This is a genomic window from Arthrobacter sp. Bi26, assembly GCF_918697925.1.
Lineage (GTDB): Bacteria > Actinomycetota > Actinomycetes > Actinomycetales > Micrococcaceae > Arthrobacter.
Genome location: NZ_CAKKMF010000007.1, coordinates 17342 through 43499, shown reverse-complemented (window position 1 = coordinate 43499; position 26158 = coordinate 17342). Strand labels below are relative to the sequence as shown.

28 protein-coding genes and 1 tRNA gene are annotated in these 26158 nt (G+C 66.2%); 11 read left to right on the top strand and 18 right to left on the bottom strand.

The features are described 5' to 3' along the window. Window positions 1–90 precede the first annotated feature (90 nt). Entirely contained in the window at window positions 91–525 is a 435-nt protein-coding gene (locus LQV16_RS03015; RefSeq protein WP_229992462.1) for a hypothetical protein, read from the top strand. A gap of 13 nt (window positions 526–538) precedes the next feature. Here the strand turns inward: LQV16_RS03015 and LQV16_RS03010 are convergent, their stop codons facing one another. The 4 genes from LQV16_RS03010 to LQV16_RS02995 all read right to left on the bottom strand — a co-directional run bounded on the left by LQV16_RS03010 (window position 539) and on the right by LQV16_RS02995 (window position 2714). Next, window positions 539–910 carry a glyoxalase gene (locus LQV16_RS03010; RefSeq protein ID WP_356815667.1) on the bottom strand — a complete coding sequence of 124 codons (372 nt, stop codon included), beginning with the start codon at window positions 908–910 and terminating at the stop codon, window positions 539–541. A gap of 63 nt (window positions 911–973) precedes the next feature. Continuing rightward, window positions 974–1516 carry a GNAT family N-acetyltransferase gene (locus LQV16_RS03005; RefSeq protein WP_229992460.1) on the bottom strand — a complete coding sequence of 181 codons (543 nt, stop codon included), beginning with the start codon at window positions 1514–1516 and terminating at the stop codon, window positions 974–976. Window positions 1517–1588: 72 nt separating this feature from the next. After that, window positions 1589–1999, bottom strand: a complete 411-nt coding sequence (locus tag LQV16_RS03000) for a DUF1801 domain-containing protein (RefSeq protein WP_229992458.1) — start codon at window positions 1997–1999, stop codon at window positions 1589–1591. Continuing rightward, on the bottom strand, window positions 1983–2714 hold the full coding sequence (locus LQV16_RS02995; protein WP_229992457.1) for an MgtC/SapB family protein: 732 nt from the start codon (window positions 2712–2714) through the stop codon (window positions 1983–1985). The genes LQV16_RS03000 and LQV16_RS02995 overlap by 17 nt, the downstream gene beginning before the upstream one ends. Before the next feature lie 239 nt (window positions 2715–2953). On the opposite strand from LQV16_RS02995, the gene LQV16_RS02990 reads away from it, so the two are divergent. Then, complete coding sequence (locus tag LQV16_RS02990; protein ID WP_229992455.1) at window positions 2954–3415, top strand: DUF1810 domain-containing protein; 462 nt, start codon at window positions 2954–2956, stop codon at window positions 3413–3415. 166 nt (window positions 3416–3581) lie between these two features. On the opposite strand, the gene LQV16_RS02985 is transcribed toward LQV16_RS02990, so the two are convergent. Further along, on the bottom strand, window positions 3582–4175 hold the full coding sequence (locus LQV16_RS02985; RefSeq protein WP_229992454.1) for a DinB family protein: 594 nt from the start codon (window positions 4173–4175) through the stop codon (window positions 3582–3584). A 118-nt stretch (window positions 4176–4293) separates the two neighbouring features. Between LQV16_RS02985 and LQV16_RS02980 the strand changes: the two genes are divergently transcribed. Then, window positions 4294–4875 carry a LysM domain-containing protein gene (locus tag LQV16_RS02980; RefSeq protein ID WP_229992453.1) on the top strand — a complete coding sequence of 194 codons (582 nt, stop codon included), beginning with the start codon at window positions 4294–4296 and terminating at the stop codon, window positions 4873–4875. Window positions 4876–4978: 103 nt separating this feature from the next. Here the strand turns inward: LQV16_RS02980 and LQV16_RS02975 are convergent. Continuing rightward, a tRNA-Tyr gene (locus LQV16_RS02975) sits at window positions 4979–5060 on the bottom strand. Between the two features lie 172 nt (window positions 5061–5232). Further along, window positions 5233–5487, bottom strand: a complete 255-nt coding sequence (locus LQV16_RS02970) for a hypothetical protein (RefSeq protein ID WP_229992452.1) — start codon at window positions 5485–5487, stop codon at window positions 5233–5235. 198 nt (window positions 5488–5685) lie between these two features. Here LQV16_RS02970 and LQV16_RS02965 point away from each other — a divergent pair, with 198 nt between their 5' ends. Beyond that, complete coding sequence (locus tag LQV16_RS02965) at window positions 5686–6177, top strand: YajQ family cyclic di-GMP-binding protein (RefSeq protein WP_018773569.1); 492 nt, start codon at window positions 5686–5688, stop codon at window positions 6175–6177. A gap of 165 nt (window positions 6178–6342) precedes the next feature. On the opposite strand, the gene htpX is transcribed toward LQV16_RS02965, so the two are convergent. Together htpX and LQV16_RS02955 are read right to left on the bottom strand one after the other, a co-directional pair. Next, complete coding sequence (gene htpX, locus LQV16_RS02960) at window positions 6343–7212, bottom strand: zinc metalloprotease HtpX (RefSeq protein WP_229992451.1); 870 nt, start codon at window positions 7210–7212, stop codon at window positions 6343–6345. A 107-nt stretch (window positions 7213–7319) separates the two neighbouring features. Next, entirely contained in the window at window positions 7320–8591 is a 1272-nt protein-coding gene (locus LQV16_RS02955) for an MFS transporter (protein ID WP_229992450.1), read from the bottom strand. A 101-nt stretch (window positions 8592–8692) separates the two neighbouring features. On the opposite strand from LQV16_RS02955, the gene LQV16_RS02950 reads away from it, so the two are divergent. From LQV16_RS02950 to LQV16_RS02940, 3 genes are all read left to right on the top strand, one after another. Next, window positions 8693–9160, top strand: coding sequence for a Fur family transcriptional regulator (locus tag LQV16_RS02950; protein WP_229992448.1), 468 nt, complete (start codon window positions 8693–8695; stop codon window positions 9158–9160). 22 nt (window positions 9161–9182) lie between these two features. Then, a complete protein-coding gene (locus LQV16_RS02945) occupies window positions 9183–10682 on the top strand; it encodes a catalase (RefSeq protein ID WP_229992447.1) in 1500 nt (499 codons plus the stop codon). A 174-nt stretch (window positions 10683–10856) separates the two neighbouring features. Further along, the gene (locus tag LQV16_RS02940) at window positions 10857–11492 is read left to right on the top strand and encodes a DUF2461 domain-containing protein (protein ID WP_229992446.1); all 636 of its coding nucleotides are present in this window, start codon (window positions 10857–10859) and stop codon (window positions 11490–11492) included. 8 nt (window positions 11493–11500) lie between these two features. Here the strand turns inward: LQV16_RS02940 and LQV16_RS02935 are convergent, their stop codons facing one another. The 8 genes from LQV16_RS02935 to LQV16_RS02900 all read right to left on the bottom strand — a co-directional run bounded on the left by LQV16_RS02935 (window position 11501) and on the right by LQV16_RS02900 (window position 21131). Continuing rightward, on the bottom strand, window positions 11501–12106 hold the full coding sequence (locus LQV16_RS02935) for a TetR/AcrR family transcriptional regulator (RefSeq protein WP_229992445.1): 606 nt from the start codon (window positions 12104–12106) through the stop codon (window positions 11501–11503). 126 nt (window positions 12107–12232) lie between these two features. Continuing rightward, on the bottom strand, window positions 12233–13804 hold the full coding sequence (locus tag LQV16_RS02930; protein ID WP_229992444.1) for an amino acid permease: 1572 nt from the start codon (window positions 13802–13804) through the stop codon (window positions 12233–12235). 173 nt (window positions 13805–13977) lie between these two features. After that, window positions 13978–14394, bottom strand: a complete 417-nt coding sequence (locus tag LQV16_RS02925; protein WP_229992443.1) for a DUF779 domain-containing protein — start codon at window positions 14392–14394, stop codon at window positions 13978–13980. Further along, window positions 14394–15416: an alcohol dehydrogenase AdhP gene (gene adhP, locus LQV16_RS02920; protein WP_229992442.1), complete on the bottom strand. Its 1023-nt coding sequence runs from the start codon at window positions 15414–15416 to the stop codon at window positions 14394–14396. Before adhP ends, LQV16_RS02925 begins: the two co-directional genes overlap by 1 nt. A 169-nt stretch (window positions 15417–15585) precedes the next feature. Continuing rightward, on the bottom strand, window positions 15586–17109 hold the full coding sequence (locus LQV16_RS02915) for an aldehyde dehydrogenase family protein (RefSeq protein WP_229992441.1): 1524 nt from the start codon (window positions 17107–17109) through the stop codon (window positions 15586–15588). 145 nt (window positions 17110–17254) lie between these two features. Beyond that, on the bottom strand, window positions 17255–18634 hold the full coding sequence (locus LQV16_RS02910) for a helix-turn-helix domain-containing protein (RefSeq protein WP_229992440.1): 1380 nt from the start codon (window positions 18632–18634) through the stop codon (window positions 17255–17257). Between the two features lie 180 nt (window positions 18635–18814). Beyond that, window positions 18815–19588, bottom strand: coding sequence for an ion transporter (locus tag LQV16_RS02905; RefSeq protein WP_229992439.1), 774 nt, complete (start codon window positions 19586–19588; stop codon window positions 18815–18817). A gap of 106 nt (window positions 19589–19694) precedes the next feature. Continuing rightward, window positions 19695–21131 (bottom strand): FAD-dependent oxidoreductase, encoded by a 1437-nt coding sequence (locus LQV16_RS02900; RefSeq protein ID WP_229992438.1) that lies wholly within the window; start codon window positions 21129–21131, stop codon window positions 19695–19697. Window positions 21132–21260: 129 nt separating this feature from the next. Here LQV16_RS02900 and rarD point away from each other — a divergent pair, with 129 nt between their 5' ends. From rarD to LQV16_RS02880, 4 genes are all read left to right on the top strand, one after another. Further along, the gene (gene rarD / locus LQV16_RS02895; RefSeq protein WP_229992437.1) at window positions 21261–22286 is read left to right on the top strand and encodes an EamA family transporter RarD; all 1026 of its coding nucleotides are present in this window, start codon (window positions 21261–21263) and stop codon (window positions 22284–22286) included. 103 nt (window positions 22287–22389) lie between these two features. After that, window positions 22390–22794, top strand: coding sequence for an STAS/SEC14 domain-containing protein (locus LQV16_RS02890; RefSeq protein WP_229992436.1), 405 nt, complete (start codon window positions 22390–22392; stop codon window positions 22792–22794). Further along, window positions 22781–24313: a bifunctional diguanylate cyclase/phosphodiesterase gene (locus LQV16_RS02885; protein ID WP_229992435.1), complete on the top strand. Its 1533-nt coding sequence runs from the start codon at window positions 22781–22783 to the stop codon at window positions 24311–24313. The genes LQV16_RS02890 and LQV16_RS02885 overlap by 14 nt, the downstream gene beginning before the upstream one ends. A gap of 65 nt (window positions 24314–24378) precedes the next feature. Then, the gene (locus LQV16_RS02880; RefSeq protein WP_229992434.1) at window positions 24379–25224 is read left to right on the top strand and encodes a class I SAM-dependent methyltransferase; all 846 of its coding nucleotides are present in this window, start codon (window positions 24379–24381) and stop codon (window positions 25222–25224) included. Here LQV16_RS02880 and LQV16_RS02875 read toward each other — a convergent pair. Next, window positions 25191–26063 carry a universal stress protein gene (locus LQV16_RS02875; protein WP_229992433.1) on the bottom strand — a complete coding sequence of 291 codons (873 nt, stop codon included), beginning with the start codon at window positions 26061–26063 and terminating at the stop codon, window positions 25191–25193. The genes LQV16_RS02880 and LQV16_RS02875 overlap by 34 nt on opposite strands. Window positions 26064–26158: the final 95 nt, after the last annotated feature.

Here is a 26158-nt window from a genome sequence, read left to right as displayed (position 1 = left end):
AACATAATCGGAATCGGTACTAGCTTCACCACACGACTGCGCCGACCATGAGGCCGACGACAGAGCATTCAACGGAAAGCGGTCGACACTATGAGTACTGCCCATCACCCTGTCACTGCGACCGGCTGGACCGGTTGGGTCCGTTTCGCCGGAGTCATTCTGATCATCAACGGCGTTTTCAGCGGCCTTCAAGGCCTCGTCGCGCTCACCGGACCCGACACCTACTATTTGTCGACCCCCGGCACGCTGTTCCTCTTCGACGCGAAGGGGTGGGGCTGGTGGAATGTGGCAATCGGTGCGGGTCTGATCCTCACCGCCGTCGCGCTCTTCTCGGGTGCAGCGTGGGCTCGGATCGTTGCGGTCATCCTTGCGGGCGTCAGCGCGGTCGTTCAGTTGATGCTTATTCCGCAGCAGCCGTGGTGGTCCGTCATCGTCATCGCCGTCGACGTGCTGATCATCTACGCGATCATCGCCCACGGCGAGGAACTCAAGGCTGAACAGGCTCCTCCGCCAAGCAACCCGTAAGGCACCGAAACGGTCAGTCCGCCGCGATCAGCTCCACTTCGTAGCCGTCCGTATTCACGAGGTAGGCGGCGAAGTGGCCGGGACCGCCGGCGTGCGGATATTTCTCCGGAAATAACTCGGCCCAGCCGTGGCTGTGGCTCTCACCCGCCATGGCGTCCACATGTTCCCGCGTCCCGGCGCTGAACGCGAGATGGTTCAGGCCCGGCGCGGTGCGCTCATGCACGGTTCCGCTCAGGTCCGGGGACTGCTCGACGACGATATACGTTGGCCCGCGGCGCCAGCTGCACCGGTGGGCCCAGTCCTGGTAGGCCTCGTAGCCCAGCCGGGCCCAGCAGCCAGCCCCACTGGTCCCTGGCCCGTTGCAGGTCAGGTACCCAGAGTTCAACGTGGTGCAGGGCGCCGAAGTCCGCCGGTGCCCTCGGAACAGCTGCACCCGGAACAGCCGCCATCAGAACAGGATCCGTTGGAACAGGACGTGGTCCTGCCAGGAACCGGCAATCTGAAGGTACCGGGAGGCCAACCCGATCTCCTCAAAGCCGGCCCGCTTCAGGATCCGCTGCGACGGGGAGTTGTGCGGGAGCGTGGCGGCCTGCAGCCGGTGCAGGCCGAGCTCGTTCCGCGCGGTTTGGACGGCGAACTCCAGCGCGGCCGAGCCAAGACCCCGCCCGGTCATGTCCTTGTCCACCCAGTAGCCGAGGTGGGCGCTGAGGAACGGCCCCCGGACAATCCCGCTGAGGTTTATCACCCCGATGATGCGGGAACCATCCACGAGAACCCATGGCACGTCCGATCCCGCGATGAACAACCCGAGCTTGGATTCAATGCTGGCGGCCTGTCCGTTGACAGTGAAGAAGTCCTCGGACCGCACCGGCTCCCAGGGCGCCAGGTGCTCCCGGTTCCGCAGGTAGGCGTCGGCCAGCGGACCGGCGTCGGGCCTGCGCAGCACGCGCACGCGTACAGTCTCCGTCAGGGCGATGCTGTGCTCGGTCATCCGCAGACTCTAACGGTCATCCCGAACGGCTTCAATCAGCGTGCCCGGCAGTTCGAGCAAGGGCATCCTGCTTCATCTGCCCGGCTTGAGTTTTCGCCAGCCGCCGGCCCGGTTGTCCGCGATGATCTGCCGGAACATCGCAGTGAGGGCCTGCCCGGGGATGGCTTCCCCCTGGGTGAAAGCGACGGTGCGCGCGCTCTTGTTCTCGTGCCCGCCGGTGATGATGCCCTCCGGGTCCGGAACGATCCCGCCGTCGTACAGGAAGACGTTGACGTGGTCCTTGGCCGCGAGCAGGGCACAAATGTTGCCGTCCAGGACGAAGTAGGGCTGCGTGGTGCGCTTGATGGTCTCTTCGACCGCCGGGTCGGCGGCATGGACAAGTTCACGCACCTGAGCGCAGATATCCTGCTGCCAGTCCGGCAGTGCCGCGATGAACGCGTCAACCCGGGGGTCCCGCTGCGGGTCCTCAGGCGCTGGCATCATCGTCGTCCTCGTTCGGGTCGACGCCGCGAACGGTCACACTCTGCACGCCGGGCACATCCAGGAGGTAGGGGACGAGTTCCCGCAGCGGAAGATGACCATGGAAGCGGATGTCCATGAGGACGAGCGGCTTTTGTTCATCGCCCGCCTTATTGGTGCTCAGGATTGACGAGCTGAATCCCATGTTGGTGGCGATCTCCAACACTTGCCGCAGCACGCCCTGGTTGTCGGCATAGCCCAGGTGCAGGACCCGGTGGGCGTCCGGGGTCGGGATCTTCCGGATTAAGGGAGAGACGACGTACAACGTGATGAGGTGGAAAACGGTCAGTGCAGCAGCTAGGGACAGCATTCCGGCCCCGCACGCCATGCCGACGGCGGCAGAAACCCAAATGCTGGCGGCCGTCGTCAGGCCGCGGACAACGTTCCGTCCCTTGAAAATCACCCCGGCGCCGAGAAAGCCGATGCCGCTGACGATTTGGGCCGCAATACGGGACGGGTCCATGGTGGCCCCAGGCGCCAGGGCGTAGACGAAGCCGTAGGCCGAGATAAGGGTGAAGGTGCAAGAGCCCAAGCCGACCAGGACGTGGGTGCGGTAGCCGGCGACCTTTTGCCGGACCTGGCGCTCGGTGCCAATCAGGGAGCAGAGGACAAATGTCGCCAGCAGCAGCCCGACTTCCACCAGCGTGGTTGGGGTATATAGCCCATATGCGTCCTGCATCCCGCCCTCCGGCCCGGCCCGAGAGTGGCTCCCCGATCCGGACGCCTGCAGCTCCGGCCAACTCTGATGTGCGCCAATGACTCTCGATGTTGATCGTACCGCCACCCCCTCATGGGGAGTAGTGGCCGGGGAGTAGCGATTGGTCTGGCCCGCTTAGAAGCCCGGGCCGACTTTGGTCCGGTCGAGGACCCCGGTGACCATACTGTTCCGGCGCGCCCCGGAGACGTAGCCTAGCGAGAATGGAAGACCCTTACGATCTTGAACGGTTCGTGACTGCGCAGGACTCCGGCGGAACGTACCGGCAGGCCTTGGCGGAGCTGAAGTCGGGCATGAAGCGGAGCCACTGGATGTGGTTCGTGTTCCCCCAGCTCGCAGGCCTGGGCCACAGCGAAACCGCCCGCAGATATGCCATCTCCTCCCTCGACGAGGCCCGGGCCTACATCCGGCACGACGTCCTTGGCCCCCGCCTGCGAGAGGTTTCCGCCGCCGTGGCTTCCATTGAAGGCCGGTCCGCGGTGCAGATTTTTGGCAGCATCGACGCGCGGAAGCTGCACTCGTCCATGACGCTGTTCCGGCTTGCAGCCCCCGGCGAGTCCGTGTTCCGCGACGTCTTGGACCGCTACTTCGACGGCGTGCCGGATCCCGCCACCGACCAGCTTCTGGAAGGGCACACAGGCGATCCCGACCCGGCGGACGGTTAGCTGTCCGTGGTGGCCACCGGCCGGGCCTCGCAACCGGGAACCACCTCACCACAGGCAAACGACTTCACGAAAGCTCCTTCTTCGTCAACCGCGGACCGGACTACCCCACGTTGGCTCCGCGCCGAAAACTGAGATTTTGCCCGCAGTGGAGTGTTGCCGGCCTGTGCTACCGGCCGGGCACCCCTGCTTCAGCGGCGGCGGCCGCCGCCTCGATGCGGGCCCGGTGAACGGCCCACTCCTCGGGCGTGCGCACCGAAAGGTTGGGATCCCCCGGGCGCTGCCCGGCTCTGCCGTCGATGAGCTCGCGCAGGATGTCGGCGTGTCCGAGGTGGTGGGCGGTCTCCACGCACATGTGCACGAGGATCTGCTGCAGTGTCACGTGCTTGCGCTCATCCGGCCACCAGGGCACGACGCCGGGCGCGTCCAGCGGGAGTTCATCGATGGTGGCGTCGCTGTGGGCGGCCGAGAGCCGGTGCAGCTCCGTGATCTGCTCCCGTGTCTCGCCGTGGGCTGCCCACATGTCGGCGTCCGGCTCCGCGTCGTCGGCGAACCATGGCAGTTCCAGGTCGCTGGGACGGCCGAAGACCTCGCCAAAGTAGCCCAGTTCGACGCTGGCCACGTGCTTGACCAGTCCCAGCAGGCTGGTTCCGGTCGGAGTGAGGGGCCGGCGCGCGTCGTACTCGCTGAGGCCTTCGAGCTTCCCGAGGAGGTCTGCGCGCCGGGTGCGCAGATATGTGTGCAAGATCGCTTTGTCGTCCATGACCGGCACTATACCGAACGCGCGGGGCCGTCCCGAGGGAAGCGAGGTTTCATAAAACGTATGGAATAATTGCACCAACGGGCCTCGGGGGGAGGCCCCGAGCGACAGGACACCCAGGGTGAGTCTCGGTTACAGTGCAAACCGCGTTCGGCCCGCCGCCGCAGTTCTTCTGGCCGCGGTTCTCCTCGCCCTTCTGACAGCCTGCGAATCCGGCACGGATGCGGCGGGCGGAACCCCGGCGGCCGCTGCCGCCGGAACGTCTCCGACGGCCGCTGCTCCTGCATCGCCCGCGGCGCCCGTGGGCCTGCAGGGAACGACCGAAATGAATGGGTACTTCCAGCCGATGCGCTACACGGCTGTCGACGGCGACACCTGGGAAGGAATCGCCGCCCACTTCCGGATGACTCCCGAGATCCTCAGGAGCTTCAACGAACCGGTATCCGTTGCCGAGGGAGAGGTCATCGACCTCAGAGGCGTGGAGGTGCCGCAGCTTGGGGCCGGCGGAAGCGTGACCGGCCAGGACGGGCAAGGGCGGCTCCTGTATACGGCGATTGCAGGAGACACCCCCGCTGGCATCGCGAGCCGCTACGGCGTCCCGCTCTATGCGCTGCGGATAGCCAATCTGAACCTGCTGACCGGCCGCGAATGGATTCCGCCCGCCGGCACAACGGTAACCATCCCAAATCCGCCGCTTGACTGAGCCGCGGACTTTCGCGGGCGGGCCCGAACTTGGGTGGGCCCTGAAAGCCGAAGGCAAAGAAAAAGCCTCCGAAACCAAATGGTTCCGGAGGCTTTTCCAAGGGTGGCAGATGAGGGATTCGAACCCCCGTAGGCGTTGCCAGCTGATTTACAGTCAGCCCCCTTTGGCCGCTCGGGTAATCTGCCGAACTTCAAAAGAAGATCACTCGCGGTTTCCAGTCCCAGAACGCCTGTTTCCAGTCCGTTCCGCTTCCAGCACCCGCGGGCAAGACAACTTTACAGAACTTCCGCCGAAGAATCGAATCGGCGCACCCATCGGCCAAAAAAGGGCCAAAAATGGGCCAAAATGCCCGGAAATTCAGGCCTCTCCGAGAAGGCGTCCGGCCAGCCGTGCCTCGAATCGTGCCGCCTGCTCTTCGGTGACCTGGTTCAGCTCGACGGCGCGGGCCAGGTCCGTATGGACACCATCCAGACGGGCTGACGCATCGGGGGCCGGACTCAGAATGATGGAAGCCGCCAGTGCGGCGGCGGCAACGGAGGTCGCCGTCACGGCCAGCGTGCTGGCAGCGGCGGCGGTAGTGCGGGTGACGTAACGGACGGCCTTATGGTGCATGTTCTTGCCTTTCAGCAGCAGTTCCAACCCTTGCAACTCTTCCGAGCCTGGCTTCGTTCCCGCCGTGATTGAGCTATGAGCGGACTGTGAAAGTAGTCCCGCCCGGCCGCCCTCCAGAACGAGGGCATCCGTACTAGGCTGGAATGCAGACATCCCGGCCTCACATCAGGCACCCGGCTAACCATCAGGAGGAAAGTCATGGCAGGCGAATCCACGTTCGACGTCGTCAGCAAGGTAGACAAGCAGGAAGTCGCCAACGCGCTGAACCAGGCACAAAAGGAAATTGCCCAGCGCTACGACTTCAAGGGCGTCGGCGCTGAGGTTGATTTCAGTGGCGAGAAGATCCTGATGAAGGCAAACTCAGAGGAGCGGGTGCTGGCGGTGCTCGACGTGCTGCAGTCCAAGCTCATCCGCCGCGGCATCTCGCTGAAGTCCCTCGACACCGGCGAGCCCTACGCCTCCGGCAAGGAATTCCGGCTCGAGGCCTCCATCAAGGAGGGCATCGCCCAGGACCTCGCCAAGAAGATCAACAAGCTGATCCGGGACGAGGCCCCTAAGTCCGTCAAGTCGCAGATCCAGGGCGACGAGCTCCGGGTGACGTCGAAGTCCCGCGATGACCTCCAGGAGACCATGAACCTGCTCAAGGGCTTCGACGAGGCCGACCTGCAGTTCGTCAACTTCCGCAGCTAGCGGCCCGTCCGCGGCGCAAGTTTCCTCACGACGCGCAAAAGGGCCCGCGACACCGGTATTCCGGTGTCGCGGGCCCTTTTGCATGTCACGAAACTATTCGCGCGTCGCCAGACACTTCGCGCGTCGCCGGCGAATTTGCGCGTCGCCAGACCCGCAGCTAACCAACTAGCTGAGCGGGCGGCCGGCCATCCGCTCCAGCCGGCCGATCCGCTCGGCCAACGGCGGGTGGGTGGAGAACATCTTGGCCACGCCGCCGCCGCGGAACGGGTTGGCGATCATCATGTGGGAGGCGTTGACCAGCCGCTGGTCCTGCGGCAGCGGCGCCAACTGCACACCCTGCTCGATCTTGCGCAGGGCGGAGGCGAGCGCCAGCGGATCTCCGGTCAGCGCCGATCCGTCCTCATCGGCGTCGTACTCCCGCGTCCGCGAGATGGCCATCTGGATCAGGGACGCGGCGAACGGGGCCAGCAGCGCCATCGCGATCGCAGCGAACGGGTTCGCGTTGCGGCGGTCCCCGCCCCCGAACAGCAGCATCATCTGCGCCACCGAGGTGATGACGCCGGCGACGGCGGCGGCCACCGACGCCGTCAGGATGTCCCGGTTGTAGACGTGCATCAGTTCATGGCCCAGGACGCCGCGCAGCTCACGGGCGTCCAGCAGCCTCAGGATGCCCTCCGTGCAGCACACCGCCGCGGTCTGCGGATTCCGGCCGGTGGCGAAGGCATTCGGCGCCATGGTGGGCGAGACGTAGATCCGCGGCATCGGCTGGTTGGCCCGGCCGGACAATTCCCGGACGATCTGGTACAGCTGCGGCGCCTCGGCCTCCGTGACCGGATAGGCCTGCATGGCACGGATGGCCAACTTGTCACTGTTCCAGTACCCGTAGGCCGTGGTGGCGACGCCGATCAGGGCCATGATCCAGATCGGCGCGGCACTGCGCGTGCCGGCGGCGATGAACGCCCCGAGGCCAAGCAGCACCGCCCACAGAACCCCGAAGAGTGCCGCGGTTTTAAGTCCGTTGTGATGCTGGTGCACTGCTCCTCCTGATGCCCTGCACTGCAGGCTGATGCCCGGTACTTCAATGAACTACCAAGAAAGGCTGATGCCCGGTACTTCAATGAACTACCAAGAAAAACGAACCGCTACGGCACCGGGTTCCGTGCGTCGTACCGCAGGAATCCGGACTGCAGGTGGGCCAGCGTCCAGGCGACCGCAATGCACATCACGCCGCCGAGCAGCAGGACCCATCCCTCGTTCAAAAGTTTAGTCGCGCCGCCCGCCAGCATGTCCCCGATCCGGGGTCCGCCGGCCACCACCACCACAAACACGCCCTGCAGCCGCCCGCGCAGGTGGTCCGGGGTGGAGGCCTGCAAGATGGTGGTGCGGAAGACGGCGCTGACGGAATCCGCGATCCCGGCGAGTGCGCAGCACAGGGCGGCGGGCAGCAGCCACACCGTCACGCCGTCGTCTCCGGAATGATCTGCGAGGACCACCACCAGGCCGAAGGCCGCCACCGAGGCGCCCCAGCCCATCACGGACCATACGACGGCGGCCCCCTGCCGGCGGACGCCGCCCAACGGGCCGGAGAACAGACCGGCCAGGAACGCCCCCACTGCCATCGAGGCCAACAAGATCCCCACCGTGGCCTCGCCGCCGCCGATCATCACGGCACCGATGGCGGGCAGCAGCGCCCGGGGCTGGGCAAAGATCATGGCGACGAGGTCGATCACGAATGTCATGCGGAGGTTGGGCCGGGTGCCAAGGAAACGGAATCCCTCCACCACGGAACGCAGCCCGGCCGGCCTGGCATGCTTTCCGGGCGGCATGGGGGGCAGCTTCAAAAGCGCCCAGAACGCAAACGCGAAGGTGACGACGTCGATCGTGTACGTCCAGCCGAACCCGACCCACGCCACGAGCACCCCGGCCAGCAGCGGGCCGGCCGTCATCGTCAGGCCGAAGCTCATCATGTTCAGGGCATTGGCGGCCGGCAGCAGCTCCTTGCGCACCAGCACCGGGATGATGGCGCTGCGGGCCGGCTGGTTGATGGCCTGGGCACCGCTTTGCACTGCCACGATCGCGTACAACAGCCACACGTTGCCCACCTGCAGCCACGCCTGGAGGGCCAGCGCGGCGGTGCTCACCCAGAGGACGGATGAAGCCAGCAGGGCCACGGTGCGGCGGTCGTGGGCGTCGGCGATCGAGCCGCCCAGGAGGCCGCCGAACACCAGCGGCACGAGGGCGAAGATGCTCAGCAGCCCCACGTAGAGGCTGTCCTGGGTCAACCGGTAAACCTCGAGGCTGACGGCCACCAGCGTCAGCTGGCTGCCCAGTGCGGAAACGGCCGAGCCCAGCCACAGACGGCGGAACGCAGGACTTTCGCGCACGGGGGTGATGTCCGCCAGAAGATTCTCCACCGGGCAACTCTAGCGGCGGGCAGCGACTGCACTGTGACGCGGCCGGAAAAGTTAGTCCCGCCTTATTGTGAGGCAGTCATAATAAGTGCTTGAATGGGGGTATGACGGTTTCCTCGGGCACCCACGACGCATGGGCAGCCGCCCTGCGTGCCCACGGCCGCCGGGTGACCAAGCAGCGCCTGGCCGTGCTGGCCGCCGTCGAACACCACCCGCATTCGCCGGCGGAGGCGATCCTTGCCGCAGCCCGGCAGGAATTGCCGGACCTGACCGCGCAGTCCGTCTATGTGGTCCTGGGCGATCTCACCGATCTGCACATGCTGCGCCGTTTCGAGCCCCCGCACTCCCCCGCGCTGTACGAGACGCGGGTGGGAGATAACCACCACCACGCCGTGTGCATCAGTTGCGGCCGCGTGGAGGACGTCGAATGCGCCGTGGGCCACGCGCCCTGCCTGACCCCGCACTGGGGCGCGGACGCCAAGCCGATGACCATCCAGATCGCGGACGTGCTGTACCAGGGCATCTGCCAGGACTGCCAGCGCACCCAACAGCTTCCCTCCGACCGAAACTAAGAAACCCAACCAAAGGAGAACGATGACCGAGATCATCTCTGCGCCCGCCGTGTCCACAACACAGTCCGGCGCTCCCGTCACTTCCGACGCCCACTCCAAGTCCGTCGGCGCCGACGGCGCGATCATCCTGACCGATCACTACCTGATCGAGAAGCTCGCGCAGTTCAACCGCGAGCGGGTCCCGGAGCGTGTTGTGCACGCCAAGGGCGGCGGCGCCTTCGGTAGCTTCAAGACCACCGAGGACGTCTCGAAGTACACCAAGGCCGCCCTGTTCCAGCCCGGGACGGAGACGGACATGCTCATCCGCTTCTCCTCCGTTGCCGGCGAGGCAGGCTCCCCCGACACCTGGCGCGACCCCCGCGGTTTCGCCGTGAAGTTCTACACCACCGAGGGCAACTACGACCTCGTCGGCAACAACACTCCGGTGTTCTTCATCCGCGACGGCATCAAGTTCCCGGACTTCATCCACTCCCAGAAGCGCCTCCCGGGCACCCACCTGCGCGACGCCGACATGCAGTGGGACTTCTGGACCCTCTCCCCCGAGTCCGCCCACCAGGTCACCTGGCTCATGGGCGACCGCGGCCTGCCGGCCTCCTGGCGTGAAATGCAGGGCTACGGCTCGCACACCTACCAGTGGATCAACGCCGAGGGCGAGCGGTTCTGGGTCAAGTACCACTTCAAGTCCAACCAGGGCGTCAAGTCCATGTCCGGCGACGAGGCCGAGGCCCTGGCCGGCGCCGACGGCGACTTCTACATCCGCGACCTCCAGGAAAACATTGCCGCCGGCAACTTCCCGTCCTGGGACCTGCACGTCCAGGTCATGCCGTACGAGGACGCCAAGACCTACCGCTTCAACCCGTTCGACCTGACCAAGGTGTGGCCGCACGCGGACTACCCGCTGATCAAGGTCGGCACCATGGAGCTGAACAAGAACCCGGAGAACTACTTCGCGCAGATCGAGCAGGCAACCTTCGCGCCGTCGAACTTCGTCCCCGGCATCGCCGCTTCCCCGGACAAGATGCTGCAGGCCCGCATCTTCTCCTACGCGGATGCGCACCGCTACCGCGTCGGCACCAACCACGCCCAGCTCCCGGTGAATGCGCCCCAGAGCCAGGTCAACAACTACAGCCAGGACGGCGCCGGACGGTACCACTTCAACGCTCCGTCCGTCCCGGTGTACGCACCGAACTCCGTGGGCGGCCCGGCTGCGGTTGAGCCTGGCGTTGCGGGCGGCGGCTGGGAGAACGACGGCGAGCTCACGCTCTCCGCGCACTCCCTGCACGCCGAGGACAGCGACTTCGGCCAGGCCGGCACGCTGTACCGCGAGGTGTACAACGACGGCGAGAAGGCCCGCCTGCTTGAGACCGTGACCGGCGCCGTCAGCGGCGTCAAGAACGCCAGCATCAAGGAACGCGCCATCGCGTACTGGACCTATGTCGACGCCGATTTCGGCGCCAAGCTGCGCGCCAACCTCGGCGCCGGCCAGGTTGAGTCCGACGCCGAGGCCGCCAACAAGGTCTGATAGCTGCGTCGACGGCCACTTGAAGGCCGGCCGCTTTGAGGGCCGGCTCAACGGGAGGCCGTTTGGGCCAACAGAACGCCCCGCCACGGACCTCCGTGGCGGGGCGTTCTGCGTTATCCACATGCGTGCGCGGGCCCCTCGCCACCGTGCACCGCGGCTCCGTAGGATTTGGGCATGACCGCATTCGCAGGCATTCCGGACGACGCCTTCCGGTTCTACGCCGATCTTGAACAGAACAACAACCGGGACTGGTGGCTGGAGCACAAGCCTGTCTACGACGCCGCGGTGAAAGGTCCGCTGACCCAGCTGCTGGCCGAGCTGGAGCCGCGCTTCGGCCCGGCCAAGCTCTTTCGCCCCAACCGGGACGTCCGGTTCTCGCCGGACAAATCGCCCTACAAGACCGCGCAGGGGGCCTTCGCGGCGCTGGACGAAGGAGTGGGCTTCTACATCCAGCTCAGCGCCGACGGCCTCCTGATCGGCGGCGGCTGCCACACCCACACCCCGGCCCAACTGGCACGCTTCCGCGGCGCCGTGGATGATCCCGCCAGCGGCGAGGCCCTGCGGGAGATCGTGCGCAAGGTCGAGGCAGCGGGGTTCGCGGTGGAGGGCGAACGCCTGAAGACCGTGCCGCGGGGCTTCGAGAAGGACCATCCGCGGGCGGAGCTGCTCAAGCACAAATCCCTCACGGCCGGGGTCAACGTGGGCCAGCCCGGCTGGCTTGCCGGACCCGGGGCGGTGGAGGAAGTGGCGCGGCGCTGGGAGGATTTGCGCCCGCTCGTGGAGTGGGAGGGCCGCTACGCCGCTCCCTGAGACTCAGCTCAGATGTGCTGGCCGTCGGTGGCCAGGCGCCGGTCGAGGTTGTTGAAGAAGACCAGCATCATCAGCTCAAAGGCCTTTGTGGCTTCCTCGGGCTGGTTGTTGACGACGAAATCGAACTGGAGCCCATAGAACGCGGCGGTGAACAGGCGGGCGTCGGTTTCCGCGAACTCCGGCTCGATGCCCTGGATGATGAGCCAGTCCCGGGCCTTCGCGTGCAGCATCCGGAAGTGTTCCTGGGCGGTGCCGCGCGGTACCGCCGCCACAACGTCCTGCGCTGTCGCCTCGAATTCAAGCCGGGCCAGGTGCCGGTTGCGCTGCGCCATGGTCCACTGCCAGGATTCCAGGAGGAAGGCCCGCCACGCGTCCCTGTCGATGTCCCTGACGTCGGTGGCGCGGATGCTGTCCAGCCGGGATTCGATGCCGCGGATGATCTCGTTGATCAGCTGTTCACGGTGGCCGAAGTGGTACACCAGGACGTAGCTGCTGACGCCCAGCCCGTCGGCGAGGCTGCGGAACGTCAGCTCCGCCAGCGTCTTGTCCATGAGGTAGTCGAGAATCGCCGATAACAACTCTAATTTGCGTTCCGGTCTTGCTGGGCGGGCCATGTGTCCATCTTAGGGAGCGCAGGCCAAACGCCGAAGTCGCCGGAACCGTGCGAAGACGCCGGAAGTTTCCAGCGAATTCGCTCGGCTCCGGCGACTTCGATGCGTCGGGAGCTGGTGCTCCCCCGGTCAGGAGCGGGTGAGCGCGTCTTCGTCGTCCGCCGCGGACGGTCCGGCCGCGTTGGCTATGCTCTCCTTGCCCGGGCCGTTCACGGAGGCGCGGGCCTCCGCGAACTTCTCGTTCAGCCGGGAATGGCGCTGACCGTAAGCGAAGTAGATCGCGATACCGATCACCAGCCAGATCGCGAAGAAGATCCAGGTTTCCACGGCGAGGTTCGTCATGAGGTACAGGCACAGGACGGCAGAGACGACCGGGAGCACCTTGCCGAACGGGACGCGGAAGGCCGGCTTCAGGTCGGGACGCTTCTTGCGGAGCACCAGGATGCCCAGGCTGACCATCACGAAGGCGGACAGGGTCCCGATATTGATCATTTCCTCCAGCAAGTCCACGTTGGTCAAGCCGGCAACGAGTGCCACTCCGGCGCCGCAGATGATCTGGAGGCGGGCCGGCGTCGCACGGATGGTGCTGGTCTTGGACAGGGAGCGCGGCAGCAGGCCGTCGCGGCTCATGGCGAGGACCACGCGGGACAGGCCCATCAGCAGCACCATGATCACGGTGGTGAGGCCCACCAGGGAGCCAAAGGCGATGACCTTGGCGGCGTCGGTATTGCCGACGGCCTCGAAGGCCGTGGTGAGCGTCGGGTTCTTGGCCTCAGCCAGCTTCGTGTAGGAGACCATGCCGGTCAGTGCCAGCGACACCAGGATGTACAGCACCGTGACGATCGCCAGGCCGCCGAAGATGCCGCGGGGCAGCGTCTTCTGCGGGTTCTTGACCTCTTCGGCGGAGGTGGCGACGACGTCGAAGCCGATGAAGGCGAAGAAGACCAGGGCGGCGCCGGCGAAGATGCCCAGGGTTCCGTACTGGGCGGGGGCCGCACCGGTCAGGAAGCCGAAGAAGGACTGCTTGAGGACATCGGCGGTTCCGGTGCCTCCGGTGGGTTCGGACGCCGGGACGAACGGGGCGTAGTTCTCGAACTTCACATAGGTGAAGCCGACCACGATCACGAACAGGACCACCGCGATCTTGATGAGCGTGAAGATGTTGCCGACGCGGGCAGAGAGCTTGGTCCCGAGGACCAGCAGCACGGTGAAGACGGCAACAATCAGGAAGGCGCCCCAGTAGAGGTCAACGCCGCCCAGCGAGATCGACGGCGGGATGTCCACGCCCATGAGCGCGAAGACCTTGCTGAGGTAGATGCCCCAGTATTTGGCGATCACGGCGCCGGCCGTGAACAGTTCAAGGATCAGGTTCCAGCCGATGATCCACGCAAGGATCTCCCCCATGGTCGCGTACGTGAAGACATAGGCGGAGCCTGCCACTGGGATGGCCGTGGCAAATTCGGCGTAGCACATGATGGCGAGCGCGCAGGTGACGGCAGCGATAGCGAAGGAGATGGTCACGGCGGGCCCGGCGAAATTCGCGGCGGCCTTGGCGCCGACCGAGAAGATCCCGGCGCCGACGGCAACCGCGACCCCCATGATCATGAGGTCCCACGTGCTGAGCGAGCGCTTCAGCCTGCGTCCGGGTTCATCGGCGTCGGACATGGACTGCTCGATGGATTTTGTCCGGAAAAGGTTCATAGAAAAGTCCGCAATCTTGGTAACTGGGTTTGGAAACAGACCTATCCATCGTAGTGTCCATCCACTGGGCGGCCAGATTTGTCCCACATAGTGAGACGCGAATGCGGGCCGTACCGGTGTTGCCGGCACGGCCCGCACGTCTGTCGGCTCGCTTTAGGCTGCCCTGTTCCGGCTCAGACCGGCCAGTTTTCCATCAGCGTAGAGCGGATCAGGAACCGCTTGCCTTCCGGCGCCTCCACTGAGAAACCGCTCCCCCGGCCAGGGACGACGTCAACCGTCAGGTGCGTGTGGCTCCAGTAGTTGAACTGCTCCCGCGACATCCAAAATTCCAGTGGCTGGGGCCGCAATCCGTCGGAGATGTCGAACAGGCCCAACAGGACGTCGGAGTCGCCGGTCAGGAACTCCCCCGCCGGATAGCACATGGGCGCGGACCCGTCACAGCAGCCGCCGGACTGGTGGAACATTAAGGGCCCGTGCTGTCCCCACAGCTTGCGGAGCAGCCCAGCGGCCGCAGGGGTGAGCGCCACACGCGAGAAGTCTTCGCCATGACGCGTGACGGCGGCGTCGAGCCTGGTCTGCGGCTGCGGCATCAGAACGTCAGCACCACTCTGCCGTCGATCTTGGCGTGCTTCATCTCGTCAAGAACGGCGTTGACTTCGGAGAGTTCCCGGGAGGAAACCGTGGGGTGGATCTTCCCCTGGGCATAGAAATCCAGGGCTTCCTCAAGGTCCTGCCGGGTGCCAACAATCGAGCCCCGGACGGTCAGCCCCTTGAGCACAATCTCGAAAATCGGCGCTGGAAAGTCGCCCGGCGGCAGCCCGTTGAACACGATCGTTCCGCCGCGTCGAGCCATCCCAATGGCCTGGCCGAACGCCGAGGGGTGCACTGCCGTGACCAGGACTCCATGGCATCCTCCTGTTTCGCGCTGGATAACTTCGGCGGGATCCTCGTGCAGGGCATTGACGGTCAGCTCTGCCCCGTGCTTCTTGGCCAGGGCGAGCTTGTCGTCGGCGATGTCCACCGCCGCGACCCGCAGCCCCATGGCCACGGCGTACTGGACGGCGATGTGCCCGAGCCCGCCGATCCCGGAGATGGTGACCCACTGGCCCGGCTTGGCCTCGGTCATCTTCAAGCCTTTGTATACGGTGACTCCCGCACAGAGAATCGGCGCCACCTCCGCAGGGTCAGAACCGGCTGGGATGCGGGCAGCAAAGCGGCTGTCCACCAGCATGTACTCGCCGAAGGAACCGTCCACACTGTAGCCGGCGTTCTTTTGGGTCTCACAGAGGGTTTCCCAGCCGGTCCGGCAGAACTGGCAGTCGCCGCACGCGGACCACAGCCAGGCGTTGCCCACGAGGTCTCCGACGGCGAGGTCCGTGACGCCTTCGCCGAGGGCCACCACTTCGCCCACGCCTTCGTGTCCGGGCACGAACGGCGGCGACGGCTTGACCGGCCAGTCACCTTCCGCAGCATGGAGGTCGGTGTGGCAGACACCCGTGGTGATGACCTTGACCAGCGCCTCGCCCCGGCCCGGGGCGGGAATGGGGAGGTCCTGGATCTGGAGGTCCTTGCCGAATTCAGTTACCACAGCAGCTTGCATTGTCGTCCTCATTGGCGAAATCCTTGCGTAGTTTTAGGCATAGTTTCTTAGGGCATATTGAGGGTTTGGTGTACTCCGTGGGGTGGCGGGAGGTGCTGCATGCCCGAGGGGTGGCCAGTGCGGGCAAATGGAACGGGCGGGGCGGATCACTGCCGATCCGCCCCGCCCGGGTCAATGCGGCTTAGAAGAAGCCGAGCTTGTTTTCGTTGTAGCTGACCAGAAGGTTCTTGGTCTGCTGGTAGTGGTCCAGCATCATCGAGTGGTTCTCGCGGCCGATGCCGGAGGACTTGTACCCGCCAAACGCCGCACCGGCCGGGTAGGCGTGGTAGTTGTTGACCCACACGCGCCCGGCCTGGATCTCGCGGCCGGCACGGTAGGCAACGTTGCCATTGCGGGACCAGACACCGGCACCGAGGCCGTAGAGGGTGTCGTTGGCGATCCCCATGGCGTCGTTGTAATCACTGAAGCGCGTCACGGACACCACGGGGCCGAAGATCTCCTCCTGGAAGATCCGCATCTTGTTGTGGCCCTCGAAAATGGTGGGCTGCACGTAGTAGCCGCCGGCCAGATCGCCGGACAGTTCGGCCCGGGCGCCGCCGGTGAGCAGCTTGGCGCCTTCCTGCTTGCCGATGTCGATGTAGGAGAGGATCTTCTCCAGCTGGTCGTTGGAGGCCTGGGCACCGAGCTGCGTCTCGGTGTCCAGCGGGTTGCCCTGGATGATTTTCTGCACCCGGGCGATGGCGTCGGCCATGAACGAGTCGTAGATGCCGTCCTGGACCAGGGCGCGGGACGGGCAGGTGCAGACCTCGCCCTGGTTGAAGGCGAAGAGCGTGAAGCCCTCCTGGGCCTTGTCGTAGAAGGCATCGTTGGTGTCGGCGACGTCGTTGAAGAAGATATTCGGGCTCTTGCCGCCGAGTTCCAGGGTGACCGGGATCAGGTTCTGGCTGGCGTACTGGCTGATCAGGCGGCCCGTGGTGGTCTCGCCGGTAAAGGCGATCTTGCGGATCCGCGGGCTGGAGGCCAGCGGCTTGCCCGCCTCGACGCCGAAGCCGTTGACCACGTTGAGCACGCCGGCCGGCAGGATGTCGCCGATGAGTTCCATCAGCACCAGGATCGAGGACGGTGTCTGCTCGGCGGGCTTCAGCACCACGGCGTTGCCGGCGGCGAGGGCCGGGGCGAGCTTCCAGACGGCCATGAGGATCGGGAAGTTCCAGGGAATGATCTGGCCGACGACGCCGAGCGGCTCATGGTAGTGGTAGGCGGTGGTGTCGTCGTCGAGCTGGGAAAGCCGGCCCTCCTGGGCGCGGACAGCAGAGGCAAAGTAGCGGAAGTGGTCCGCGGCCAGCGGAATGTCGGCGTTGAGGGTCTCGCGGATCGGCTTGCCGTTGTCCCAGGATTCGGCGACGGCGAGCATCTCGGTGTTCTCATCGATCCGGTCGGCGATCTTGTTCAGGATCGCGGCGCGCTCGGCCACCGAGGTCTTGCCCCAGGACGGTGCAACCTTGTGGGCGGCGTCCAGCGCCAGTTCGATGTCCTCGGCGGTGCCGCGGGCCACCTCGCAGAACACCTTGCCGGTCACCGGGGTGATGTTCTCGAAGTACTGGCCCTTGACCGGGGCAATCCATTCGCCGCCGATCCAGTTGTCGTAGCGGTCCTTGAAGGTGACCTTCGAGCCCTCGGTACCGGGCTGGGCGTAAACAGTCATTGCTAGCTCCTTTGCTGTGCAAGATGGGGGGCAGCTAGGCGCTTCCGGCCCCCGTTGCACCCAGCGTAGGCGCGCAAAGGTTGCAGTCAGGTTGCAAGCAAGTGACCCCGGTCACTCACCCGCCGTCCTTGCCTGCCGCGACGGGTCAGGCGCTCAGTTCCCGGTCCAGCCGTTCCAGATCGGCGACGACGGCGGCGCGCTTGGGCGAGCGCGGCGCCAGCAGCTTCAGCGCGGCGATGCGGACGTCGACGTCGTCCTTGGCCTCGGGCAGCGCGGCGTACTTCAGGAGCGATTCGGCGCTGCCGTCCGTCAGCAGGGCCTCGCGCATCAGCGCGGAGACCCTGGCCCGCAGCTCCACGATGCCGGGCGCCTCGGAGCGGGGCAGCACGGCGCCGCGGTAGATCTCCAGCGCTATCCGGTGGGCGCCGCGCTGCAGGCAGTCCAGCACCTGTCCGGCGTCGGGGACGAGGTCCAGCGGCAGGCGGTACGGGCGTGATTCTGGGACAGCACCGGGATGGAGCTGCTGAAGCACCTTGCGCAGCCGCACCATCTCCGCGCGCAGGGTCATGGTGAAGGCCTCCCCGGGGTACAGGAGGGCGCAGAGTTCCTCGGCATTCAGCCCTGCGGGGTGGCTGCTGAGCAGGGCCAGGATCTCGCTGTGCCGGGCGGACAGGGCCACGGTCCGGCCGTCAATGCTGAGCAGGGCCTGGTCGCGGCCGAGCAGCTGGAGGCTGTTGCGGTAGAGGCTGTTGGCCGCCGGCGCCCCGGCCGTCTTCGGCGCCGAGTTCCGCCGCCGGGACGGCGAGGACTGCCCGGCTGCGGCCAGCTGCAGCCGTTCCACCCGCAGATGCGCCTGGGCCGCGGCGACCGTCGCCTCAACGAGCGATAACGTATGCGGGGCCACGGCCGACTCTGTGCCGGTGATGTCCACGACCCCCAGCAGGGCGCCGGAATCAGGATCGTGGAACGGCACAGCCGTGCAGCTCCACGGATGAACCGAGCGCTTGTAGTGTTCGGCACCGGAGATCTGGATTCCCCGGCCGAGGGCCAGCGCGGTTCCGGGGGCGCTGGTGCCGACCGTCGCTTCGGACCAGTCGGCACCGGGGACGAACATCATGCCCTCGGCCCGGCGCTGCAGGGCGGCGTCGCCTTCAACCCAGAGCAGCCGGCCCACCTCGTCTCCCACGGCTACCAGCATTCCGCTGTCATGGCTCGGCAGGACCAGGAGCTTATGGATCACGGGCATGATGGCGGCCAGCGGGTGCTGGCGGCGGTATTCCTCGAGTTCCTCGCGGTCCAGGGCCAGCGGCGCCTCAGGGTTGTCCGGGTTGGCGAGCAGCTGTGCGGAACGCCGCCACGACTCCTGGATCAGGCTGCTGAGTCCAGGCAGTTGCAGGTTCCCGGGAAAAACGAGTCCCTGCGAGTCCAGTTCCTCATGCCCGGCGCTGGCATGCTGCTGGCGCAGCTCCGCACTGACCCCGCCAGCTGGCGGTAACGGAGCTGCCGGATGGACCAGATTCCTCATTGAACTCCCACCGGACGGGCTCGACGGCGTACCGAAGGCCGCCACGTCCGGTCCAGTCTAGTTCCGAGCGGGGCGTTTGGAAACGCGCCGGAGTCCTCGGCAGGACGACGAATGACCCGCGTCGACACGGATCAGGTTCCCGCGGAAGCCTGCACCAAGTCCGCGACTATGTGCAGGCGTTCACGAAGTTGGCTCGACGAGCAGCTTTCTGATCTCGGTGAGCTTGGCTTCGGACTCTTCCAGGCGCAGGCGGAGTGCCTCGACCGTCGAGGTACCCGCGCCGGCCGCTCCGACGGACGGTGCGGGTTTCTTGGGAGCGAGGAAGAAGTTGGCCAGGTAGCCGGTGAACGTGCCGAAGATACCGACGCCGAGGACAATGATGCCTGACCCGATGACACGGCCCGGATCGGTGACCGGATACTGGTCACCGTATCCAACTGTCGAGATCGTGACGATCGTGTACCAGATGGCGTCCGAGGCGGTCGTGATGTTGGCCCCCGGGGCGTACTGCTCGACGCGGAGTATCGTGAGGCTGCCGAATTCCAGCACGAAAATGCCCATGAGCAGCAGTACGTACAGGGAACTGCCGGCCCGATCTTTGATCAGCGCGCGGCCGACGGTGCGGATGCCGAGCTCACGGAGCAGGCGGTACACCCGTACCAGCCGGAAGATGCGCAGGATCTTGAATTGGGCGACAGGCACGCTGGCAAGCAGGTCGGCCCAGCCGAAGTGCTTGAAGAAATAGGCGCCGGCCGATGGTGCGGTGACGATCCGGTAGAGGAAATCGGCGAGGAAGACCACGCTGAAAATGCCGTTCATCACGGTGAGCACAGTGTCGAGCGACGCGTCCTGCACTACATACAAGAGCCCGAGATTCACGATCGACAGGATCGAAAGGATACCGATGAAGATCTCGTATCCGGTGCTCTTCAGTTCACTGCGTTCCTTGGTCATGAGAGGATTCTGGCACGTAGGCAGCCGCGCAGCCGACACTTTTTCGCCCGGGCTGACGGGACGCCCCCCTGTTGCCTCAGGGACCTGCTGCCCTCAAAGACCTGCCCTAGCCGCGGGAAATCTCGATCATGTCCTCGCGGGGCACAACCTTGATGCGCTCCCGTTCGATCCGGTTGGCGGACTGCGCCGCGGACCATTCGGCGCCGAGGGCGAGCTCGTGGGCATCAAGCTTGATCCACCCTTCCCACGTGGTGTACTCGATGCCGCGCTCCTGAAGCAGGTCGATGATGGCCTGCGGGTCCGGGTTCTGCGCCGGGGGCAGCGTCAGCCGGTCCTCCAGCAGGAAGCCGATGGTCTCCAGCGCGTCGCCCTTGGTGTGGCCGATCAGCCCGACGGGCCCGCGCTTGATCCAGCCCGTGGCGTAGATTCCGGGCACGGCGTTTCCCTCGGCGTCGAGCACGCGGCCGCCCTCGTTCGGGACGACCCCGCGGCGGGCATCGTATTCCAGCTCATCAAGCGGCGAACCGTGGTAGCCGATCGCACGGTAGACGGCCTGGACGGGGTAGTCGAGGAACTCCCCGGTGCCCTTGACGTTCCCGGTGCCGTCCAGCTGCATGCGTTCGAACTTGATGCCGGCGACCCGGCCGGGGTTCGCGGCGTCGTCATGGATCTCGACGGGGCTGTGCAGGAAGTGCAGGTGCAGCCGGCGCGAGGACGGTTCCTCGGCCTCGGCATGTTCCTCGACGAGCCAGTTCGTCAGGGTGTTGACCATGGTCCGGATCTGGTTGTTGCTGCGGATGGCCTCGTCCGAGGCCTCGTCGAACTCGAAGTCCTCCGGGTACAGGACGATGTCCACGTCCTTGGCGTGGCTGAGTTCGCGCAGCTCCAGCGGCGTGAACTTCACCTGGGCCGGGCCGCGGCGGCCAAAAACATGGACGTCGGTGACCGGCGAATCCTTCAGTGCCCGGTAGACGTTGTCCGGGATTTCGGTGACGAGGAGTTCATCGGCGTGCTTGACCAGCATGCGGGCCACATCGAGGGCCACGTTGCCGTTGCCGATCACCGCAATCTCCTTGGCCTCCAGCGGCCAGTCCCGGGGCACATCCGGGTGGCCGTCGTACCAGGAGACGAAGTCCGCCCCGCCGAAGGACCCCTCCAGGCCGATCCCTGGAATGTCCAGGTCCGCGTCCTTGATGGCTCCGGTGGAGAAGATGACGGCGTCGTAGAAGGCCCGGAAGTCATGCAGCGTCAGGTCCCGGCCGTAGGTGACGTTACCGAGGAACCGGATGTCGCCGCGGTCCAGGACCTTGTGCAGGGCGTTGACGATCCCCTTGATCCGCGGATGGTCAGGAGCCACCCCGTACCGGATGAGGCCGTACGGTGCCGGATATGCCTCAAAGAGATCGATGCTGACCTGGAAGTCGCCGTCTTTGACCTCATTGGACTTCGTCAGGATGTCCGCGGCGTAGACGCCGGCCGGACCGGCGCCAACAATCGCGACACGGAGGGGACGAGTGGATGTGGATTCGGCCGAGTTGGACACCGGGAGCCCTTCTGAGTCTTAGGACAGCGCCAGTAGATACAGCGCACAGGCCCCTATTCTAAATGTCGCCGGCTCGCTCCTGCTCCGATTGGCAGGAATAGGCGCCGCTCAGGTGGTGTTATTGATCTTGTGCCTAAGCCTGAAGGATCCTTCTCCCCCGCCCCACTGACAGCGTCGAGCGCCTCAGCCGCTGCAGCCGGGCCGGCGACGGCCCGGCCGGCTGGACCGGCACCGGTAGACAAGGACACGACGGCGGGAATCCTGTTCGGGATCGGCGCCTACGGGCTCTGGGGGCTGCTGCCGCTGTACTTCTACGTCCTGCATCCGGCCGGCGCCGTCGAGATCGTGGCCAACCGGGTGGTCTGGTCGCTGCTTTTCTGCGTCCTGCTGATTACCATCACCCGCTCGTGGCGGGTGCTCGGATCCGCGTTCCGCAACCGCACGGTGATCGGGCCGCTTTCGATCGCGGCCGGACTGATCGCGGTGAACTGGCTGACGTATACCTACGGTGTAACCACCGGCCAGGCCGTCGAAGCCTCCCTGGGCTACTTCATCAACCCGCTCGTCTCTGTATTGCTGGGGGTCTTTGTCCTGAAGGAAAAGCTGCGGCCGCTGCAGTGGGCCGCCGTCGGCATCGGTTTCATTGCTGTCGGGGTTCTGACGGTCTCCTACGGCAAGCTCCCCTGGATCGCGCTGACGCTGGCGCTGAGCTTCGGTCTGTACGGATTCGTCAAGAAACGTGTTGGCCCGCGGGCGGACGCGATCACGAGCCTCACCGTGGAGACGATCGTGCTGGCACCACTGGCCGCGGCCACAATGATCTTCCTAGCGGTCAGCGGGGCGGCAAGTCTGGCCACCAACGGTGCGGGGCATTTTTGGCTGCTCGTGGCGTCCGGCGTCATCACCGCCGTGCCGCTGCTGTTCTTCGGCGCCTCCGCCCGCCGGCTGCCGATGACCACGATCGGCCTGCTGCAGTACTTCGCACCGGTCCTGCAGTTCATCGTGGCGCTCGTCGTGTTCAAGGAAGCCATGACACCGGACCGCTGGATCGGTTTCGGCGTCGTCTGGCTGGCGCTGCTGGTGCTGACCGTGGACATGCTGCACACTGCCCGGAAGAACTCCGTGACCCGGAAACTGGCCCGCGCCGCCGCCTAGCGCTCCTGCCCTGCGCTACTGACCTGAGGGGCTGCTGCCTGCGCACCAAGGCCGCTGTGCATTAGTGTCAGTATGAATGCACACGTTGGGGCGAAATTGAGGATTGCTGGTGCCAGAAGAGGATCGTGAAACTCCGGGCGGGCGCGACATCTCGTCTCTGGACTTCGACAGCAGCGGCATCTTGCGCCTCGAGTGGGCCCGGGGCGTCGTGATTGATGCCCCCAACGCTCAGCTGGCCATGGATCGCGTCAATGAATTGTGCGGCGGCCGGCCCACGCCGCTGCTGATCGACATGGCCACCACGGAGTCCGTCACCCGGGCCGCCCGGGCCGTGTTCGCCAAGCGCTGCGACGCCTCGGCAATCGCGCTCCTCGGTTCGTCCGCCGTGGACCGGGTTCTCGCCAACTTCTTCCTGGGCGTCAATTCGGCGCCGGTTCCGACACGCTTTTTCACCAACAGCGATGAGGCGGTCCGCTGGCTGACCGCACGGGGCCATGACGGGGAGTGAGGATGACCGCCGCCTCGAGGAACTCGTGGACGGCATCGTCGTACTGTCCTCGGGCGATCTGTCGAACCGCCTGCCGGTCTCACCGGCAAGGGACGGCATTGACGCCGTCACGACCGGCATCAACCTGCTGGCCGAAGAGCTCCAAAGCATGTACGAGGACCTGGAAGTCCGGGTCGCCGAGCGGACCGCGCTCCTGGAGGCGGCCAAAGCCGAACTCCGGCGCGTCATCAACACCGATGAGCTGACCGGCCTGGCCAGCCGCTCGCTGCTGCAGGAAAAAGTGGCCGAAGCCGTTGCCGGCGCCGGCGCGGGACACCAGCCGGCCCTCATTCTGCTGGACCTCGATTCCTTCCGGCTCATCAACGACAGCCTCGGCCATGCCGCGGGGGACGCCGTCCTGCGCGAGGCGGCCCTGCGGCTTCGCGCGGCGGCCGGTGCCGGCCACCTGATCGCACGTCTGAGCGGTGATGAGTTCGCCGTACTCGTCGCGGACCAGGACACGGAGGACGTGCTGCAGATCGCGGCCCGGCTCGGCGAATCGCTGAAGGACAGAATCGTCGCCGGCGGTGTCGCTGTCGCCCTCACGGCCGGAACCGGTGTCCGGCTGGGGGAACCTGGCCTGCGCAGCGAGGAACTCATCCGCGATGCCGACATCGCCATGCATGAGGCCAAGAAACGCGGCCGGGACACCCTCCTGGTGTTTTCCGCGGCCATGCACGAGGCCGCCAAGCAGCGGGTCCACCAGGTGGCAGAGCTGAGGACGGCACTGGCGATGGACCAGCTCGAGCTGGAATACCAGCCCATCATGGACCTCCGCACTGGAGCCATTGCCGGCACCGAGGCCCTGATCCGCTGGCGCCACCCCGCCTTGGGCCTGCTGGCGCCGGATACCTTCCTTGACGCCGCCGACGAGGCCGGGCTCACGGTGGAAATCGGCCACTGGGTGCTCCGGAACGCCATCGCGCAGACCGGCCGCTGGAAGTCCGATCCGGGCCTCCCGGCGGACTTCAGCACGCACATCAATCTCTCCCCTGCGGACCTGCACCACGTTGATCTGGCGCCCTACGTCGAAAGCCTGCTGGCCCGCCACGACGTGGACCCCTGCCATGTCTCAATCGAGATCACCGAAACTGCGATCATGCGCGGCGGCCCGGAAGTCGCAGCCACCATGAAGTCGCTCAATGATCTCGGCGTCCGGATCGAGATCGACGACTTCGGCACGGGCTATTCTTCCATCAGCTACCTGCGCACCCTCCCGGCCGCGCAGGCAAAGATCGACAAGTCCCTGCTCGACGGACTGACCACAGACCGGCAGCAGGAGGCATTCGTCGCGGCCATCCTGCAACTGATCCATTCGGCCGGACTGGGCGCCGTAGCCGAGGGCATCGAGGACAGGGAGCAAGCGAACAAGCTGCGGCAGCTGAACTGCGAATTCGGTCAAGGGTACTTCTTCAGCCGTCCGCTGCCGGTGCCGGACATGACGGATCTGCTCGCGCACAGAGACGGCGCTGTCGCGTGAGCGGACCCGTTCCCGCGGGCAAGCGCAAAACAGGAACACGCAAAACAGGAAAAAGCACGGCGGGCATGCATAGGGCGGCGGACACGTTCCGGCTGGCTGCCAGGGTCGCGGCGCTGTCACTGCACCGTCCCAGCCGCCCGGACCGGCGCTGGGATGCCTTCTGGCGCGGAGTGTCTCGGGGCTCCCTCACCGAACCGATCATCTGGGATGCCGCCCCCGGCGCCGGGAACGAAGAGATCCGGCACCACCTGCAGGCCATGGCGGGCGCGATGGACACCGGCCTTCCCGTGATCGATCTCGGCTGCGGGAACGGCGCCATCACACGCCGGCTGACCGAAATCTTCCCCTCGGTCCTGGGCGTCGACGTCTCACCCGAGGCCGTGGCAGCCGCGCAGTGCGCCCAGCCGCACGTACCGGGCCTCAGTTTCCGGAGCCTGGATGCCACCGAGCCGGCTGCGGCAGCCGGGCTGGCGCGGGAACTCGGCGACGCCAACGTCTTTGTCCGCGGCGTTTTCCACGTCCTCAGCCGGCGGCGGCAGGCACGCCTGGCGGGCTCCATCGAAGCCCTCCTTGGCACTCGGGGACGGATTTACCTGGTCGAGACAAACGTCCCGGGCGGCGCACTCAGCTACCTGCGCGGCCTGGGCGCCACGGGCGAGAAGATCCCGGGACCGCTCCGCCAGGCCATTTCTGCCCTGCCGAAACCGGGCCACTTCGGCGCCGGGCAACGCTCGCGCGTGTTCCCCGCGGACCGCTGGACCCTCATCGCGCAGGGTTCCACCGTCCTGAAGACAGTGCCGATGGAGGCCGGCGGACCGCCCGGCAGCATTCCCGCATACTGGGCGGTCCTGGCCCCGCGGCCCCAGGCCTCCGAGAATCAGACCGCCGGGAAGGTATCCACCTGCTGGTAGTCGCGCGGAACCACGACCATCGGCACGGGGAGCGCCCGCAGCACCTTGAAGGCCGTGCTGCCGATGAACAGCTTGTACTTCTCCGCCAGGCGGGATGACCCTACGATCATGACCTCCCCGTCGTCCCATTCCAGGTCGTCGATTGCTTCCTCGATCGTGCGGCCGTGGGCGACCTCCACACTCACATGGTGGCCCTCCGGCAGACGGTGCGCGGCGGCGGCCAGGACGGTGTTGGCGTGGATGTGGGCAGCGTTGACGTTTTCCCCGCCGTCCCCCTCGACGTCCAGTTCCACGAGGGAGACCAGCCGAAGCGGCACCCCGCGGCGCTCGGCGGATTCGATCGCGACGTCGATCGCCGCCTCCGCTCCGACGCGCTGGCCCACGGCGAGGGTCAAACGCGTGATGGCTTCGGTCCGGCGGTAGCCGTGCGGCGCCAGTGCCACCGGAACCGGGGCGGCGTGCAGCAGGGCGTTGGCCACGTTGCCCACGGTATGCCGCTTAAACAGGCCATGGCTGGCGGCACCAACCACAATCAGCCCCGCCCTGTACTCGAGTGCGGCATCGATCAGGCCAGCTGCGAACGATTCCGCCTGGCGGACATGGAAATGCGCCTCCAGCCCCTCAGGGACCAGTTCCATTCCCTGGCGTTCCGCGGAGAGGACCTGCTGCTCCGCGGCGCTGACCCGGTCTCCTTCCGGATTCGTCGCCACATGGGGCGTGTGCCGGTCCACCACATAGACCAGGTCGAGTTGCGCCCCCTGCGCCCGGGCCATGGCCGATGCCAGGGCAACGGCGTCCGCGCCGCGTTCGGTGGGTGTATAGCCGACTACGTATCGCATGTATGAACCCCTTATGGGTCTGTGGCAGACGCCAGCTGCGCCCCGGGGGTTCCGGGCGACGTCGGCCGGTCTGCGCTCCTGCAGTGGATAGGAAC